We start from the raw sequence: 17,271 nt of genomic DNA, 5'->3' as shown, positions 1-17,271 counted from the left end.
CCGCAGTCTTACTTATTACAATACTGGTTTTAAGCGGCCTGATGCTGCCAGCTCTGCGCCACGCTCGCGACTGGCGCGCCACGGTCACACCCTTAGCGTCCATAATCGGTAGCGGTTTTTTGGTGGTCGCGCCGCTCCTCACCTCAAGCTTTGGCAACTATGCCGTGCTCGCAATGCTACTTATTGTCACTACCGCCTATGGCTTGGGTGATGCGATACGTTACAACATATTGCATGTTGAGCCCCTGCTAATAAAACAAACCCCACCGCTTGGCCTAGCTCAGCGCGAACAATTATCCCGAGTAGTGCTCGCTTTTGCCTATGTAGTATCGGTATCGTTTTATTTGCAGTTATTGGCTGCATTTGTGCTTGAAGCGCTACCGGCTAACGTCGTTTTATCGTCTAAATCGATTACCGGCGGTATTTTGTTGGTGATTGGTGTATTGGGTATTTGGCGCGGCTTGCAGATGCTTGAGTCGCTAGAAAAATATGCGGTCTCGGTCAAACTGGCAATTATAGCTGGGCTGTTGGCGGGACTGTTAAGCTACGACATATCGCTGCTAAGTAAGCCCGCGTTAGCCGCCTTCCCAAGCCTGCCAGTATTCAATGGCGATAGCGTGCGCAGCCTGCTGGGCATGTTGATTATTGTACAGGGCTTTGAAACCTCGCGCTATTTGGGGGATGAATACAGCGCCGAAACCCGTGTTAGCAGTATGCGCCGCGCGCAGCGACTATCCTCGCTGATCTACCTACTCTTCATCGTCTTAATCTTACCCGTGGCCGGACTCCAGGATGGCGTAAGCGAGACTGCAATTATTCAATTTGGCGCACAGATCAGCTGGGTGCTGCCGCCATTATTAATTATTGCCGCGTTAATGAGCCAATTCAGCGCAGCGGTTGCCGACACCATTGGCGGTGGCGGTTTATTCAGCGAGGCCACGCACAGCAAAATACCACCGCGCCGCGCCTATTTGCTGGTTACCGCACTCGCCCTAGCAATTACCCTACTCACTAATATTTTTGAGGTTATTAGTCTTGCCTCCCGAGCGTTTGCTCTCTATTACCTATTGCAGTGCATAGACTCAGTGCTGATAGCACATCACCGCAAAGACCGGCGCCGTAGTGTTATTTACGGGTTGCTCGCGCTGATTATGCTAGCGGTTGCTCTATTTGGAATTCCAGCTGAATAAGCCAACGTAATACCACAAAACCTCAATAAAAAAGGCATTATTTGTTATTACGCACTACCGTGGCCAAGTCGATCGCGCGCGCAGCTCAGTGATCGGTTTAGGTTTATCAATGTGGTAACCCTGAACCAGATCCACACCGATGTCGGCAAGGGTGTCCATTATTTCTTTAGACTCGACGAATTCGGCTATGGTGGTGAGGTTCATCAAGTGCCCAACATTATTAATGGTCTCGACCAGCGCCTTGTCGATAGGGTCGTTAAGAATATCCCGCACAAAAATGCCGTCTATTTTTAGGTAGTCCACTGGCAGGCTTTTGAGGTAGCCGAAAGACGAGAGGCCGCTACCAAAATCATCTAGGGCAAATTGACAACCCATCTCCTTAAGCTCGGTGATAAAAACCCGCGCCTTGGCGAGGTCGGCAATGGCGGCAGTTTCGGTGATTTCAAAACACACCCACTCTGGCTTAACCTTGTAGCGCGTAATACAGGCTTTAATTTCGGCAAGGAAGTCGGCATTGGTTATCGACGAGCCCGACAAGTTAATTGCATAGCAAGCTGGCTCGCAGGGCTTGCTGCCGATAAACGCCAAGGTATTGCGCACCACCCAGCGATCAATAGCTACCATTAGGTCGTAGCGTTCCGCCGCGGGAATAAACGAACCTGGCGATACAATTTCATTGTTTTCATCAAGCATGCGCACAAATATTTCGTAGTGGGCGACCGCAGCTTGTGTAGCTTTATCTGCCGGCACAATAGACTGGTAGTAAAGGCGCAGCCGGTCTTCATCTATAGCTTGCTGAATTCGCGCCGCCCAGTGCATTTCGCCGCGGCGCGCGAGTATTTCGGCATCGTCATGCTGATGAATGTGTACGCGATTACGACCGCCGTCTTTGGCCATAAAGCAGGCGGTATCAGCCATACCCATTACCTCTTCCGCGCTCTCTACCTCCTTGGTAATTGCCACCACGCCAAGGCTGCCGCCCACTGAGAAAATCCCCTCGCCCCACTTAAAACGGTAGCGCTCAATTTCCGCGCGAATATTCTCGGCCAATACAGCGCCCTGCTCTAGCGAACAATTTCCGAATATCACACCAAACTCATCACCCCCTAAACGGCCAACGGTATCGCTGCCCCGCACACTCTCGGTAAATACATTGCCGAGCTGGCGCAGGAGTTCGTCGCCCGCATGGTGCCCGCAAGTATCGTTAACAATCTTAAATTGGTCGAGATCGATATAGCAGAGCACATGGCAACTATCATCAATCTTGGCAAGGTGCAGGGCTTCGCGCAGGCGATGCTCAAACTCGCGGCGGTTAATCAAGCCGGTCACCACGTCGTGAGCAGCTTGATAACTCAGTTTCTGCTCCAGCTCGCGCTCCTGCGACACATCCTGAAACACAATAACAGTGCCTACCGGCTCAAAGTGACGATTGCGAATCGGTGACGAAGTGCATTTTACCGTCACCTCGGTGCCGTCTTTTTTACGCCGCAGGGTAAGCGCATTGTGGCGCTCAACTCGCAAGTGAGTGCGCGACAGACGGCCAACTTCTATCGGTTCGCCTGACTGCTCATCTATACACTCAAAGCAATCTGCCAAACGTTTAGGTAGAGCATCGGTTTTTGCTAAGCCTATAATTTTTTGCGCCACCGCATTTAGGTAGGTAACTTCACCGTCGGGGTCAGTGGTAATAACACCCTCGCCCAAAGACTCCAAGGTCACCTGAGCCATTTCCTTTTCGCCAAATAATTGATCCTCAAAACCTCGGCGCTCAGAAATATCACGGATTAGCGCAGTGAACGTGTCCGGCGCGTCATTGCCGTCAATGCGGGTATTAAAGGAAGTAAATTCTAGGACCAGTTCACTACGGCCTTCACTTAACCGCGTTGCCTCGCGCATTACTGGCTCCAAATCAAAGCCTTTAGCGTTACTGCGCGCAGGGTTTAATCGCCGCTGGCAGAGGGTCTCAACAAATTCTGACTCGGTGGTGAATCCAGCATTTTCAAGCACCCCGACTAGGGACTTACCAATCGCGTAGCGGCCCTCTTGGCCAAGTAGTTTTTCGGCGCCAGGGTTTAAGCTCGTAAGCACCCCTTCGCGGGTAAACGTAATAATACCGTCGCGAATATCACGCAAGACCTGCCGAGTTTTTTCATTGGCAGACTCCAAGGCTTCCATTACCCGATTGTAACGGCCGGCAATCTGGCCAACTTCGGTAAACGGCTCAACCGGCACACGCGCACTCAAGTCGCCGCTGGTGCGCTGCAGCTCCATTGCATCGAGCAAATCTAGCATTGGCGTTCTGGCGCCGTGCTCAGCCACATTCAAGCCAATATCCTCGGCTTCGGCGCTAACCCGCAAAGGCCTGCGCCTAGCGCGAATTTTAAGTGCGCAGTAAGTCAATACAAAGGCCAACAGCCCGCAGCTCACAATGCCCTCTAACTGCACTTGCAGTTGCGCCATTCGCGACAGCCCGGTACCGAGTATTTCTAGGTCACCAAATAATGCGACCGCAACCGTACCCCAGATTCCGGCAAATAAGTGTACAGGGATTGCGCCAATGGGGTCGTCAATTTGGTTTTTAAGCAATAAGCGCTCGCCAAGTAACATCACCACCGCCCCGCCCATGCCAATCATCGCCGCCTGCCCCGCGTGAACTGCGTGACAACTGGCAGTGATTGCCACCAAACCGGCAAGCGCGCCGTTAATCAATGCCGTAGGCCCGTCAGTGTCTGGAGACAACCGCGTGCGCAGCATAGCCGCAGTAATCGAACCCACACAGGCCGCAAGAATGGTATTCATGACGATGCCCGGAATCGCCATCGACATTCCTAAAGTGCTACCGCCGTTAAAACCAATCCAGCCAAAGATAAACAACACCAAGCCCAGCATACACAGCGGCAAATTAGAGGCCGGCATTTGCTGGGGTTTACCATCGACAAAGCGGCCGCGACGGGGGCCTATTAGCAATACCGCTGCCAGTGCTATCCAGCCACCAACACTGTGCACGACCGTTGAACCGGCAAAATCGACAAATCCGCTGGCGGCAAGCCAACCCGGAGCACCCACCAGCACACCGCCCCATGCCCAGTGGCCAAACAAAGGGTAAATTACCGCGCTGGCAAGCACAGTGAGAAAAATATAGGTATCAAACCGCGTGCGCTCTGCCACCGCGCCCGAAACTATGGTGGCGGCGGTTGCGCAAAACATCGCTTGGAATAGAAAGAATACCGCTTCCCAAGGGTCAAAACCCGACGACCCAGAGAGAAAATTGGAGAACCCGAACCAGCCGTTAACGCTTTCGCCGAACATAATGCCAAAGCCAAGCACCCAGAACAGAATTACCGCAACGACGAAGTCGACCACGTTTTTCATTGCGACATTAATCGCGTTCTTGGTTCGAGTAAGACCACTTTCTACACACAGAAACGCCGCTTGCATTAGCAGTACCATTCCCGCCGCAACCAGCAGCCACAAAATATCGATATGGTCTTTACCGCTCAAGGACACACCCTCATTCCATATATTCAGCATCCTGCAAAGGTCGCCGCCTTAAACCAATACTGTTTTATCAACAGCAGCGGGTAGTTAAGAAAGCGATAAATTTCAGCAGCTCAACGAATCAGTAAGGAACGCTGGGTAGACGCGACACACATCTGCAAAGTCCAATTTCACACAAGATGCCCTCCACAAACCCAGAGTAGGACAAGGTGGCAAGAAACGTCGATAGGGGATTATCCTTAAGCCTCGCCGCCGTAACGCTGCGGCGCAAAAACTAACGAAATCAAGGAGCGATTCGTTATGCTAGCCAAGCAAGGCGTACTATTGCTTTTGTTGCTCACTGTACTCTGCGGTAACGCAGAACAAGGCCGTGTAGTAACACCAGATTCACACCCAGACAAACCCGCACTGATGCTAGCAAAAGCCTATCGCAGTGATATCAAGCTTAGCGATTACTGGATTAGTGAAAAACTCGACGGCGTTCGCGCCTACTGGAATGGCCGCCAACTTATTTCTCGACAGGGAAACACCTTCGCCGCGCCACAGTGGTTTATAGCCGGTTTTCCAAACAAGCCACTAGACGGAGAACTGTGGATGGGACGCGAAAATTTCGCTGAGGTTTCCGGCGCAGTACGGCGCCAAATGCCCAATCCAGACCAATGGCAAAAAATTCGCTTTATGGTGTTTGACGCCCCCAGTGAATTGGGTGACTTCGACCAGCGGTTGCAGGGCCTCAAGACTTTGTTCCACACTTTCAACTCCCCCTATATTTCATTAATAGAGCAGTATAAGGTCGATGACGAAGCAGCACTGATGCAGGAACTCGACACAGTCATTGCCGGCGGCGGCGAAGGGCTGATGCTGCATTTAGGCAGTGCGCCCTATCGCGGTATACGCAGTGATGATTTATTGAAGTTAAAACGCTTTAGCGATGCTGAGGCGATTGTTATTGGCTACGTACCTGGCAAAGGAAAATTCAATGGCATGCTGGGGGCCTTAATCGTAAAAACCCCAGCGGGGCGCGAATTTAAAATAGGCTCAGGCTTTAGTGATGAACAGCGCCGCCAGCCACCCGCTATAGGCAGCACCATAAGCTATAAACACCAAGGCTATACAAGGACTGGACTGCCGCGCTTTGCGAGCTTTTTTCGGGAGCGAAATGACTTGTAAAACCAGACCAGCGAAGACTATTCAGCCTCGCTGACGCCATTCTGCGCCGCCTTCTTTTGCTGGCGGTATTCGATGGGGGTTAATTCGGTCCAACGTTTAAACGCGCGATAAAATGTACTGGGTTCCGAAAAGCCAGTGAGGTAAACCACGTCGGCGATGCTCTCATCCGTTCTGGCCAACAGGCGTTTGGCCAATACGCAGCGATAGTCGGCCAGCACCTGATTAAAGCTGGTGCCCGCCTCGGTTAATCTGGCCCGCAGCACACGTTCGTTCATATCTAAGCGGGTCGCCACACTCTCCAAGCTCGGCTGACCGAGCTCAAGCATTTCGGCAATGATTTGGCGCACATCGCCTACCACATCTTGGCGCGACAAACGCTCTAATTGCTTACTGGCCAGCTTCTCATGTAAACGCAGTAAATCTGGCTCCGCGTGGGTAGAAGGTGTTGCCAAGATACTAGTGGCAAAAACCAGCGAGGCCTCTTCCTGCTTAAAGTTTACCGGACAGCCCATCACCTTGGCGTACTCGGCCGCATCGCCCACCGCGTCGTGACTCAAATTCACTTCGTCGGCAGTAAAAGCGCCTTCCGTCACAGCTTGAAAATAGCGAATCAAAAAGCGGGTAAAACACTCGTTGCGATGACGAAAACTTTGGTCATCATCACCAGCAAAAGCCAATACCAGTTTGGACTGCTGCTCCCCCAGCTGAAGCTCGAACTGCATAGCATCCGTTACTAAGCGCTGGTAATTCTGGGCGCGTTTAAGGCCCTCCCCAAAATTTGGGCTGCTCAAAAATAAATATTCGAGCACCTGGCCCCTATACACTTGCACAGCATCGGCAAGGTGTAGACCTATATGCAAGTCAGCACTTACCTCCTCTAAAACCCGCCAGAATTGCTGCTGGGCGGCATGAGGGAAGCGCGAACTGCGGTCTTGCAACAAGGTCGGCGATATCCGACACTCGCTCACAATACGCTCTACATCTAAGCCCATCGCCTGCATGGCAGGGTAGACCAGCTGAATTAAAAAACTGGAGTCACTGAGGTCAGAGAGATTTTTCGGCATTGCGTCAGTCATTCAGCATCATTTCTGTTGTTATATAGGTAAACGGAGTTAATTCTACAGTTATTGGCCGAACTGCCAGTAAACAGAGCATAGTCGGGCTAATTAATGCCAGACAGTTTTTCATTATACTGCAAGCTCACGCACCACTGGAATTTTCCCAGTATGGAGATAGAGTTGTATGACCGCAAGTCATGAGTTGAGACTGAAACGCCTCCCCAGCACGCTGCCAATGCTATTAAAAGCGGCGATTACCCGCAAGAAGCCCAGCTCAGCCCCCAAGTTCCCCAGCTACACACTGGAGGTAGATAAAGTCGTCTGCGCCAACAGTCAGTTGCAACGCTACCGCAAAGCCTGTGGATTCAGTACCGACAACACTATTCTGCCCATCAGCTTCTTACACGTTCAGGCCTTTCGCCTGCATATGAAGTTGATGCTAGATAAGCAATTCCCAGTGTCACCCATGGGTTGCGTACACCTAAGCAATAGCATCACCCAACTGCGGCCGATAAATGCCAAAACCCCGATCCGCCTAACTTGCCGTGTTGCTGGCCATCAGGTCACCGACAAAGGCATCGAATTTAGCTTTCACTGTAGCGCTTTTGTCGACAATGAAAAGGTTTGGGAAGACACTAGCCGCTACCTGTCGCGCTGTAAAACCGACGTTGCCGCCGCCCCCAAAGCCGCGCGCAGCAGCCCCCGCGTTTATAGCCACAACCGCAGCATTGCCATTGGCCGCCAAGATGCGCGCAGCTACGCGCGGGCTTCAGGTGATTTCAATCCAATTCATTTGCACGACATCAGCGCCAAGGTCTTGGGCTTTAAGCGCATGGTCATTCACGGCATGTGGAGTAAGGCAGCGTGCCTTGCGGCGTTGAGTTCAGAAATTAACAGCGCGAGCTATTCCTGCGATGTTGATTTCAAGACCCCAATTTTTTTACCAACAAATGTGCAATTGCACTACGACAAGCTTGCAGACGGCGTCGATTTTGAGCTCCGTGATAAATCGGGCGAAAAACCCCACCTCATTGGCAGAATTAGAGCTACTGGTAAGTAACGACGGGTATTTTTAGAGCAGGCGGCACATGCAAAGCAAGGTGCCGCCTAATTTGGCAGGCTTTATTTAAGACTTACAGGTAACTTTGTAACTCGCGCAACCAATCTTGCAGTTTCTTCATATTGTCTGGCCCTAGGCGCCACATCCATTTACTCAGCGGATCGGCATTCTCCAGCACGGGATCAACATATTCATATAAAACTTTCGGCCGCTTAAAAGCGGCATTCTCTGGAATAGGCTCAACCATTAATAAGTGCTCAATCATGGTTCGCAGCTGATTATCAAAGGACTGGGGATTACCCAACTCATTGTAGGTTCCCTCTAAGAACGGCGACCACTTCTTGTAAAAAATTGCCAAGCTCTTGGGTTCAGCGGCGGTTACCGTCGAAATCATACCGTCCCAGCGCTTGTAATTACCCGGATCGTTAACCAAACCCTCTTCCGTTTTGATCACCAAAAAAGGTTCTTTGCTGTACACAATCGGTAAATGCTTAGTGGGCAAGCGGTAAGTAGCTAACTGATCAATGGCCGACACCCATTTACGCACCTGCTCTGCAGGTTGTAACCAACCGGCTAAAGGCGCAGACAATTTCGCCGCGGCAGCGCGCAACTGCTCATCACTACCATTAACCGCAGCTGGAGGCTCGGGCACCTCAGCCGCTTTTTCACTGTAATCGGCTTCGGATTCAACCGCCAAGGTTTCCTTTACGGTCTTTTCAGGTTTTGCAGAGTCGTCCGTCACCGTAGCCATAACTTCATCGTTAAATTCGCTAGTGGCAGAACGATCCAACACAAACCATACGAAGGCCGCAATTCCGACGATGACCGCAACCGCAGACAAGGCTTTCCAGTTCATTACAAAATCCTGTTATTAAATGGGGCTAATATTGCTGTGCCTGTAGTTCAGGCCAGTGGCAGACACCTACCGTAACGCTCAGGGCAACTGCATGCAAATACCCTTATGTTACAGCGATGGTATTACTGCGACAGAAATTCAGCAAGCCGAAGCGCAATGTGACGAGATATAAATGAAAAACGCCACAAATTGTGGCGTTTTGCTGATGAACTTTGTGCTCGCCCCACGGTTGAAAGGCGCAACACATAACTAAAGGTCGAAATCGTCCAACAAATCCAGTTCATCCATCAGGCGTTTGCGCTCTAAGCGCTCCTCGATTTTACGGCGGATACTGCTGTCGCGCCCCCCCATATCACGACGCTCGTCAAAGTCAGCGCCCGAGGAATCGTCGTCAACGATATCGTCGATATCATCATCTGCTAGGTCACTTGCCATTGCTTGCCCACTCCAGTACTACGTCGATACAGAATGAACACCTCGGCTAACCGTGGTGATTCAGGGCACTATTTATGATGATCTCGCGTATCTGTCAATAAAAATTTTCGACTATTTCATTGCGCCAATTTTTAGCTTTCGTCAAAGCCAAAACTCCTACAGCAATATCGCCAACAATCTCTCGCGGCAAGCGCTAGCAGCCACTAACTTTAGACAACCGGTGGTAGGTATATGTCACCACCGGCATTTATGCGATCACAGGCGGTTAAGGCCATTCAAAGCGGCAGTGCGGTAAGCCTCGGCCATGGTCGGATAATTAAATGTGGTCGTCACGAAATAGCGCAGCGTATTACCGCCATTTTCTTGTTTCATTATTGCCTGACCAATGTGGATGATTTCAGCCGCCTCGGCACCAAAGCAGTGAATGCCAAGAATCTCCAAAGTATCAACATGGAATAGCAATTTGAGCATTCCCACGGTCTCGCCGCTGATCTGGCCGCGGGCGGTGTCTTTAAAAAACGCACGCCCCACTTCATAAGGCACTTTGGCCTCGGTGAGCTCACGCTCGGTCAAACCCACTGAACTGATTTCTGGCAAGGTATAAATACCGGTCGGCACATCGTCAACAAATCGGCAGCTCTCTTTACCCCGCGCCGACGCAGCCGCTGAGCGACCTTGATCGTAGGCCGCGCTAGCCAAGCTGGGCCAACCAATAACATCGCCCGCCGCGTAAATATTTGGCACGGTGGTTTGATAGTGCTCGTTCACCACCAACTGACCGCGATGATCAGTTTCCAAGCCAATAGTTTCTAACCCCAAACCGTCGGTGTTGCCGCTGCGGCCATTACACCAAAGTAGCGCATCGGCATGCAAACGCTTACCAGATTCCAAGTGCAGCACCACTTCCTTGTCACTCACCTCTACCGACTTATACACTTCGCGGTGACGAATCATTACCCCGGTATTGCGCAGCTGGTAGCTCAGAGCATCGGAAATTTCATCGTCCAAAAACTCTAATAGGCGATCACGGCTATTGATGAGTTCGACCTTCATGCCTATACCAGAAAATATCGACGCGTATTCACAGCCAATCACCCCCGCGCCATACACAATAATTTTCTTGGGGGTATTATTCATTTTTAAAATGCTGTCGCTGTCGTAAACCCGCGGATGCTTAAAGTCGATATTGGCAGGTTGATATGGCCGCGAGCCGGTGGCAATAACCATCGTCGCTGCCGTAATGACGTCTTCTTGGCCATCTTCGCCCCGCACTGCAACAGTGTGCGCGTCTATAAAGCGACCAACTCCGTAAAGTAACGGAATTTGATTGCGGTGATAGAAGCGGCTACGCATTGCTACCTGGCGAGAAATAACCTCATTAGCATGACTCAGTAGGCGCGGATAAGTGAGGGTTCGAGGATCACCAATTTCGCGAAAAATAGGGGTTTGATTAAAGCGAATGGCCTGCCTAACCATATGGCGCAGGGCTTTAGAAGGCAAAGTGCCCTGGTGAGTGCAAGCGCCACCGACGGTCTCTTGCGCTTCAATCACCACCACACTACTGCCGTGTTTCACCGCATTAAGTGCGGCGCTTTCACCCGCAGGACCACTGCCCAATACCAACATATCGTAATCAAACTTTTTCACCACGGTCCTTCCTCGTATTTCGTAACACACCCAATACTGAGTCAGCGCTGTGCGATAAAACCAGCGCACCAACTCCTTCCGTATAAAATTGCGAGCATGAGCAAAATTACTCGCCAGCTTTGTATTCAAACCATAAAATGCACGCCACACTTAGCGCCAAGCAGGAGATTCTCCATGTCTGCCCCCACCCCCCACAGCCAGCAGTTTTATGGCGTTACCAGCTTGCTAGCCGCCCATCCCGATATGCGCAGACTCAAACGGCGCACCGCGGCTACCCATTTGCATGGCAATAAACTATGGGGCAGTGCCTATCTGTTGATGGACTATTTGCAAGAAAATCCTTTGCCGCTGGGGAGCCGCGTGCTAGAGCTAGGCTGCGGCTGGGGTTTAGCTAGCATATATTGCGCCAAGTACCAGCAGGCGGCAGTAACAGCGCTTGATGCCGACCCTGCGGTGTTTCCGTATCTGTCCCTATTAGCAGAGCATAATCAGGTGACGATCAACACCTTAACAGCTGATTTTACCGCGTTTAGCACTGAAGAACTCGGCGCTTACGACATTATTATCGCCAGTGATATTTGCTTCTGGGACGAGATGAGCGAAACCCTGTTTAATTTAATTGACCGCGCGGTGAATGCTGGGGTTAAACAAATCATCATTGCCGACCCCCACCGCCCGCCATTCATCGACGTGGCCGAAGCCTGTATAGACGAATTTTTTGCCGAACTTCTGCCCAGAGAAGTAACAACCAATCGCCGCCATCGCGGCAGTATCTTGCTAATAGAAAACGCCTAAACGCCTTGTTAAAAAAGCCCACTTTGTCTTAAAAGTGACATAGCACAGTCACACAAATGCAAACAGCGAGGCGTATGGTCTTAAGTGTGAGGACCATACTATGCGCTTAATACAGTCGATAAATCAGTTCGATGTGAGAATGTTTCTGGCCTGCGTAAATACTCGCCACCAGCAACATTTATCTCGTGTAGCCCGCAGTGTATCAAAAACTGGCGACGGCTACGCTCAACTCGGCCTTCCTATCTTGGTGTACGCCACAGGAGTGCAGCAGGGCTTAGCCTATTTTAGCGCAGTGCTAATCAGCTTTGCCGCGTGGTTGCCCGCTTATTGGGTATTAAAAAACACCTGCCGAAGACGGCGCCCACCGGCGGCCATTCCCGCCTTTAGCGCCGCCATCATCGCCTCAGATGAATTCAGTTTTCCGTCGGGCCACACCGCCGCCGCCTTTCTACTGGCAACAATGACCGTGCTGTTTTTTGGCATTATCGGCGCGCCGCTATTCATTTGGGCCACGGCCGTTGGTGCATCCCGCGTCATTTTGGGAGTTCACTTCCCCACCGACACCTTGGCCGGCGCCAGCCTCGGCATTGCCATCGCACATTTAGGCCACAGTATTGCGACCGTCTGACTGCCAGCGCCTGCGCCCAACATCAGCGCTCGCGCATTTTATTTACCCAGTAAGAGAATCTCTATGAAATTGCTTTACGGTGTGCAGGGAACCGGCAACGGCCATATCTCGCGCGCCAGAATGATGGCTCACCACTTTAGCCAACGCGGCATTGAGGTCCAATATTTATTCAGCGGCCGCCCGCCCGAACAGTATTTCGACATGGCCGCCTTTGGTAATTATCAGGTTTATGCGGGACTGACCTTTGTTACCGACAAGGGCCGTATCAGCAATTTAAAAACCGTACTCCAAGCGCAGCCTGTGCAATTTATTCGCGACCTGCGCAGCCTCGACCTCAGCAGCTACGACGCCATCATCACCGATTTTGAGCCCTTAACCGCTTGGGCTGGCCGCCTGCAAAACAAGCCAGTAATCGGCATTGGCCACCAGTACGCCTTTGGCAATGCCGCCGTACCAGAAAGCGGTGTAGACCTGCGCAACCGGCTAATTATGCGTTATTTTGCACCGGCAAAATTTCGCCTTGGCCTCCACTGGGATCGGTTTAACGCCGCCATCGTGCCGCCGATTATAAACCCCGCCGAACAACGCCAAACGGTGGCGGAACATGTTTTGGTCTACCTGCCTTTTGAAGACCAAGCAATTGTAAGCGCCGCGCTGCAAAATATTAGCGGCCAACATTTCATTCAATACGCGCCGCAGCTCAGCCATGCCGAACTAGGCAATGTTAGTCAGCGCCCCACCAGCTTGCACGGTTTTAAAAAGGACCTGTGCAGCGCCAAGGCGGTTATTTGCAATGCGGGCTTTGAATTAATTAGCGAATGCCTGCACATGGGCATACCGGCGCTGGCCAAGCCGGTGGCCGGCCAATCTGAGCAACTCGGCAATGCCGCCGCACTCCAGCAACTCAAATTAGCCACCGTGATGCCCGAGTTTAGCCAAAGCGATATTGAACGCTGGCTTAAGGCCATTCCCGCGCAAGCGCCCCAATACTACCCCGACGTAGCCGAGGCCATTTGCGACTGGCTACTGAGTAAGCAATGGCATAATAGCGACGCACTGGTCGCGCAATTGTGGCAGAGCAGCGGCGCTATTCGCGAGACCTACCCAGCCGCTGTGGCTGGCTAAACGATGCCGCAAAGCCAAATTTATACTGATTTTGACGCCACCAGCGACACCCCTGCCGAAGAGCCCGTCGGCCCCGCGCTGCCCGATCTCACCACCGTTATGGACGCCTGCCGTGGCCGCCTGCATCGGCGCCTGTCTGAGCTGCTGTCGCTGGAGCAGCTCTGCCGCCAAGCCGGCGCGCTGATCAGCAGCCGCACTGAAGCCCTGATTGAGGTTGACGAATTCACCCTGCCACTCACGTCGCTGGTCATAGGTAATCCAGACACCGCCAAGCACTGCCTATTGCTCATTGCCGGCATTCACGGCGTGGAACGTATTGGCACCCAAGTTTTGCTAGCGTGGCTAGAGAGCGTCATTGAGCGCTGTCGCTGGGACAGCCACTGGCGCCGCCAATTCGACGAAGAAATCTGTATTGTCGCCCTGCCCATCGTCAACCCCGGTGGCATGCTCAGGGATTCGCGCTGCAACCCCAATGGAATAGACATCAATCGCCACGCCCCCATCGACGCCGAAGACAAAGTACCCTTCCTCGTTGGCGGCCAACGCCTGTCGCGAAAAATACCTTGGTATCGAGGCCGGCGCGAAGACGACTTTGAACCCGAATTTGTTGCGCTGCAAAATGTAATTGGGCGGCACTGCCGTGTCGGCCGTCCGACGATTGCCATAGACTTTCACTCTGGCTTTGGCTTTCAAGACCATATTTGGATCCCCTACGCCTACCGTCGCCAACCCATCGCCGACATCGGCAGCTACGTGGCGCTAAAGCTATTGTGGGAGCGCAACTTTCCCCACCACAATTATATTTTTGGGCCCCAGGCCATGCACTACCTCAGCCACGGCGACATCTGGGACTACTTTCACCAGCGCTGCCGCAGCGAGGGCATTAGCCTACTGCCGCTAACCTTAGAAATGGGCTCTTGGCTGTGGATTAAAAAACACCCTCAGCAATTATTCAGCTTTGCTGGTTTATTTAACCCCACCGTACCCCACCGCCACGCCCGCGTATTGCGCGGCCACTTACTGCTTATCGATTTTATCCTAGCGGCCGCCCGCAATATTGAGCACTGGCAGCCCCACGGCGAACAGGCCCGAGAAATGCAGCAAATGGCGCAAAGCCTCTGGTACCGACAGCTTTAACATGGCAAACCACATTCAAAGCACTATTGAAGCACCGATTAAAGACTGGGTATTTTTGCGCGGTTTAAGTCGCGAGCACGCTCACTGGGGAGATTTTCTCAGCCGTTGCGAGGCAGAGTTGGACTGGAATTGCCACGCTATTGACCTACCCGGCTTTGGCAGCGAGTACCAGCGGCAATCGCCACGCAATATCAGCGCTATTCGTCGCGACGTGCAAACGCGGCTCCCCCACCCCCTTCAAAACAGCACCAAGCCATTTGGCATAATCGCCCTCTCGCTGGGCGGCATGGTCGCACTAGACTGGCTGGCGAATAGCCCAGAGCAGATCGCCAAAATAATTTTCATCAATACCAGTACCGGCGACTGCCCCTTGTTTCAACGCCTACAGATCAAATCGTTAGGCCCCGCCCTCGGCGCACTGCTCGCGCCCAGCCTTATTAAACGCGAGCGCGCCGCCTTAGCCATGGTGAGTAATTGCCATTCCAATGACCCAGAGCTGTTAAAAGATTGGTGCCAAATAAGTACTGCGCGGCCAATAACAAAAGCAAATGTGCTACGCCAGCTATTCGCCGCCGCCCGCTATCAGGCTCCCGCGACAATATCCGGCGCACCGCAGTTACTCATTAGCAGCCGCGCCGACCATATGGTTTCTTATCACTGCAGTGAATACTTGGCGGCAAAATACCGCTGGCCACTTGTATTGCATAATAACGCTGGCCACGACCTGCCAATTGATGATCCGGCGTGGTTGATTGAAGTGTTTAAGAGGAATGCTTAATGCTGGACGGGAGATGGGAGACGCTTAAATGCGCGCCGGATGTCTGACGTCGGACGCCAGTCCACGGAAGGTATAATACTCAACGGGATGCGGAAAATACAAAATCCACGCGTCCCATATATTAGCGCTTTCCGTCTCCCGTCAAGCGTCTCCAGCGTTGTCAGACTTCAGACGCCTGACGTCCGACGTCGTCCCCCAAATACCGTTTCCGCCTTGCCGCTTTCATTTTCGTAATATCCACCAACACCAAGCCATCAATACAATCAGCAAAGTCGGGATCAACATTAAACGCTGCAAAGCTTACGCCGCCGGGTTCGCACAGCTCCGTGTATTGTTTAAACAAGGTGGGTACCGAGCACGACAGGTCTGCGAGCTCTTGTTTTAGCTGCGTAAACTCTTCGCGGTAATCCTCGCCGGTAAAATTGATATTCGCGGTCTCTGGACGGTAGGGGCTTTTAGCATTGGCCCATACCTGCGTTGTGGGAAAGTGGGTTTGATAAAAGGGTATCAACAGGTCTTTCGCCGCGCGGGGCAAACTGTCGCTTAAGCTCACCGGCCCAAACAAATAGCGCACTTCTGGGTAGCGCTGCAAATAGGTGCCCAGCCCCTGCCATAAATAGTCTAGGCCGTTACGGCCCCAGTAGCGCGGCTGCACAAAGCTGCGACCAAGCTCGGCGCCATGTTCAAAATACTCTTCGGCGTAGGGAATCTGATAATCGAATAAGGATTCGCTGTACAAAGTTTGGCCATCATCAAGACTGGCAATGCGCTTTAGCCGGTAGGCACCCACTAGCTCTAATTGGTTTTCGTCCCAGAGCACAATGTGGTCGTAGTAGGCATCGAAGCCATCAACGTCGCGGCGGCGACCGGTGCCTTCGCCAACAGCGCGAAAACTCACTTCGCGCAGGCGGCCAATTTCGCGCATCACGGTGCAGTCGCCGCTGTATTGATAGCAGTAAATTTCCATACCGTCGCGGGTGCTGCCTAAATGGTCGCAGCGGCGAATCGCAGTGCGCAGCTCCTGTCGGTCTTCTGGGTGAGCCACCGCCTGCGCCACTGGCATAAAGCAGGGTTCGCCACCGCGCTTACGCCGACCGAGCTTATACAAATGTTTCTTGAATAAGCGTGCCTTAGCTGGCGCGGTCACGGGTAAATTTTGATATACCTCATACTCAACTGCCGAGCCAATAGTAACTCGCACCGTGCGGTTATTTTGTTTGAACATTTCGCGAATCAACCACAGGGTCGACAAGGGCTTGGCCAGCAGCGAAAGCGCATAGAAAAACACCGAATTACGGGCGTTAATATGCACAGGTAAAATGGGGGCTTTTGCCTTAGCGGCAAACTTAATAAAACCATTGCGCCAGCGGCCGTCGCGCACTCCTGAGGGGCTAAACCGAGAGACCTCGCCAGCGGGGAAAATAATCACTGCGCCTTCGTCATTTAAATGGCCGTGAATAGCCTGCAAGTTTTCTTTGCGGTTACGCTTGCCACTCATATTATCAACCGGCAGTAATAAGCTGCGCAGTGGTTTTATGGCATAAAGCAATTCATTGGCAACCACCTTTACGTCTGAGCGCACTTCAGACACCAATTTCAAGAGCGCTAATCCATCTAAACTGCCAATAGGATGATTGGAGATAATCACCACACGGCCAGTCACCGGAATGCGCTCTTTATCTAGTGCGCTTACCGCGTAACCAAAATCAAAAAATTCTAAACCCTTTTCAACAAAGTCGAGCCCCTGCAGGTAGGGGTAGTCGCGCTCAAACTGTTTAAATTCGGCCTCGTGAAATAGGTATTTAAGCAAGGCCGCTAAGGTTTTTTTAATGCGCGGGCTACCCTTAGATATCCGGGGAAACTGCTCATCAATGACTGAATCAACCGATATCAT

At 52.1% G+C, this 17,271-nt stretch carries 14 protein-coding genes; 8 read left to right on the top strand and 6 right to left on the bottom strand.

Features of this window, described 5'->3' with window-relative positions; all coding sequences use genetic code 11:
- The first annotated feature begins 41 nt into the window (after nt 1-41).
- Entirely contained in the window at nt 42-1,190 is a 1,149-nt protein-coding gene (locus AB4876_RS04960; protein WP_368380541.1) for an Aq_097 family APC-type transporter, read from the top strand.
- A gap of 54 nt (nt 1,191-1,244) precedes the next feature.
- On the opposite strand, the gene amt is transcribed toward AB4876_RS04960, so the two are convergent.
- Entirely contained in the window at nt 1,245-4,721 is a 3,477-nt protein-coding gene (gene amt, locus AB4876_RS04955) for an ammonium transporter (RefSeq protein WP_368380540.1), read from the bottom strand.
- A 267-nt stretch (nt 4,722-4,988) separates the two neighbouring features.
- Here amt and AB4876_RS04950 point away from each other — a divergent pair, with 267 nt between their 5' ends.
- A complete protein-coding gene (locus tag AB4876_RS04950) occupies nt 4,989-5,858 on the top strand; it encodes a DNA ligase (protein WP_368380539.1) in 870 nt (289 codons plus the stop codon).
- Between the two features lie 17 nt (nt 5,859-5,875).
- Here AB4876_RS04950 and AB4876_RS04945 read toward each other — a convergent pair whose 3' ends face one another.
- Nucleotides 5,876-6,934: an AraC family transcriptional regulator gene (locus AB4876_RS04945; protein ID WP_368380538.1), complete on the bottom strand. Its 1,059-nt coding sequence runs from the start codon at nt 6,932-6,934 to the stop codon at nt 5,876-5,878.
- 166 nt (nt 6,935-7,100) lie between these two features.
- Between AB4876_RS04945 and AB4876_RS04940 the strand changes: the two genes are divergently transcribed.
- Entirely contained in the window at nt 7,101-7,976 is an 876-nt protein-coding gene (locus AB4876_RS04940; protein WP_368380537.1) for a MaoC family dehydratase, read from the top strand.
- Between the two features lie 73 nt (nt 7,977-8,049).
- Here AB4876_RS04940 and AB4876_RS04935 read toward each other — a convergent pair whose 3' ends face one another.
- From AB4876_RS04935 to sthA, 3 genes are all read right to left on the bottom strand, one after another.
- Entirely contained in the window at nt 8,050-8,832 is a 783-nt protein-coding gene (locus AB4876_RS04935) for a DUF3014 domain-containing protein (RefSeq protein ID WP_368380536.1), read from the bottom strand.
- Between the two features lie 249 nt (nt 8,833-9,081).
- Complete coding sequence (locus tag AB4876_RS04930) at nt 9,082-9,267, bottom strand: PA3496 family putative envelope integrity protein (protein WP_368380535.1); 186 nt, start codon at nt 9,265-9,267, stop codon at nt 9,082-9,084.
- A gap of 255 nt (nt 9,268-9,522) precedes the next feature.
- The gene (gene sthA, locus AB4876_RS04925; protein WP_368380534.1) at nt 9,523-10,914 is read right to left on the bottom strand and encodes a Si-specific NAD(P)(+) transhydrogenase; all 1,392 of its coding nucleotides are present in this window, start codon (nt 10,912-10,914) and stop codon (nt 9,523-9,525) included.
- Nucleotides 10,915-11,088: 174 nt separating this feature from the next.
- Here sthA and AB4876_RS04920 point away from each other — a divergent pair, with 174 nt between their 5' ends.
- From AB4876_RS04920 to AB4876_RS04900, 5 genes are all read left to right on the top strand, one after another.
- Entirely contained in the window at nt 11,089-11,709 is a 621-nt protein-coding gene (locus AB4876_RS04920) for a class I SAM-dependent methyltransferase (protein ID WP_368380533.1), read from the top strand.
- 100 nt (nt 11,710-11,809) lie between these two features.
- Nucleotides 11,810-12,337 (top strand): phosphatase PAP2 family protein, encoded by a 528-nt coding sequence (locus AB4876_RS04915; RefSeq protein WP_368380532.1) that lies wholly within the window; start codon nt 11,810-11,812, stop codon nt 12,335-12,337.
- Between the two features lie 63 nt (nt 12,338-12,400).
- A complete protein-coding gene (locus AB4876_RS04910) occupies nt 12,401-13,462 on the top strand; it encodes an MJ1255/VC2487 family glycosyltransferase (RefSeq protein WP_301027114.1) in 1,062 nt (353 codons plus the stop codon).
- Between the two features lie 3 nt (nt 13,463-13,465).
- Nucleotides 13,466-14,599, top strand: a complete 1,134-nt coding sequence (locus AB4876_RS04905; protein ID WP_368380531.1) for a M14 family zinc carboxypeptidase — start codon at nt 13,466-13,468, stop codon at nt 14,597-14,599.
- A 1-nt stretch (nt 14,600) separates the two neighbouring features.
- On the top strand, nt 14,601-15,377 hold the full coding sequence (locus AB4876_RS04900) for an alpha/beta fold hydrolase (protein WP_368380530.1): 777 nt from the start codon (nt 14,601-14,603) through the stop codon (nt 15,375-15,377).
- Nucleotides 15,378-15,537: 160 nt separating this feature from the next.
- Here AB4876_RS04900 and olsF read toward each other — a convergent pair whose 3' ends face one another.
- Nucleotides 15,538-17,271 (bottom strand): bifunctional ornithine lipid synthase OlsF, encoded by a 1,734-nt coding sequence (olsF, locus tag AB4876_RS04895; RefSeq protein ID WP_368380529.1) that lies wholly within the window; start codon nt 17,269-17,271, stop codon nt 15,538-15,540.

The organism is Zhongshania guokunii (assembly GCF_040892635.1).
Taxonomy (GTDB): Bacteria; Pseudomonadota; Gammaproteobacteria; order Pseudomonadales; family Spongiibacteraceae; genus Spongiibacter; species Spongiibacter guokunii.
This window is presented reverse-complemented; position numbering and strand designations above follow the sequence as displayed.

Excerpts from the sequence above, each read along its gene's own strand:
- AB4876_RS04910 (WP_301027114.1), top strand. The coding sequence starts at position 12,401 with ATGAAATTGCTTTACGGTGTGCAGGGAACCGGCAACGGCCATATCTCG.
- amt (WP_368380540.1), bottom strand. The coding sequence starts at position 4,721 with ATGCTGAATATATGGAATGAGGGTGTGTCCTTGAGCGGTAAAGACCAT.
- AB4876_RS04950 (WP_368380539.1), top strand. The coding sequence starts at position 4,989 with ATGCTAGCCAAGCAAGGCGTACTATTGCTTTTGTTGCTCACTGTACTC.
- AB4876_RS04960 (WP_368380541.1), top strand. The coding sequence starts at position 42 with ATGCTGCCAGCTCTGCGCCACGCTCGCGACTGGCGCGCCACGGTCACA.
- AB4876_RS04945 (WP_368380538.1), bottom strand. The coding sequence starts at position 6,934 with ATGACTGACGCAATGCCGAAAAATCTCTCTGACCTCAGTGACTCCAGT.
- AB4876_RS04935 (WP_368380536.1), bottom strand. The coding sequence starts at position 8,832 with ATGAACTGGAAAGCCTTGTCTGCGGTTGCGGTCATCGTCGGAATTGCG.
- AB4876_RS04930 (WP_368380535.1), bottom strand. The coding sequence starts at position 9,267 with ATGGCAAGTGACCTAGCAGATGATGATATCGACGATATCGTTGACGAC.
- AB4876_RS04940 (WP_368380537.1), top strand. The coding sequence starts at position 7,101 with ATGACCGCAAGTCATGAGTTGAGACTGAAACGCCTCCCCAGCACGCTG.
- AB4876_RS04915 (WP_368380532.1), top strand. The coding sequence starts at position 11,810 with ATGCGCTTAATACAGTCGATAAATCAGTTCGATGTGAGAATGTTTCTG.
- AB4876_RS04900 (WP_368380530.1), top strand. The coding sequence starts at position 14,601 with ATGGCAAACCACATTCAAAGCACTATTGAAGCACCGATTAAAGACTGG.
- olsF (WP_368380529.1), bottom strand. The coding sequence starts at position 17,271 with ATGATATCGGTTGATTCAGTCATTGATGAGCAGTTTCCCCGGATATCT.
- AB4876_RS04920 (WP_368380533.1), top strand. The coding sequence starts at position 11,089 with ATGTCTGCCCCCACCCCCCACAGCCAGCAGTTTTATGGCGTTACCAGC.
- AB4876_RS04905 (WP_368380531.1), top strand. The coding sequence starts at position 13,466 with ATGCCGCAAAGCCAAATTTATACTGATTTTGACGCCACCAGCGACACC.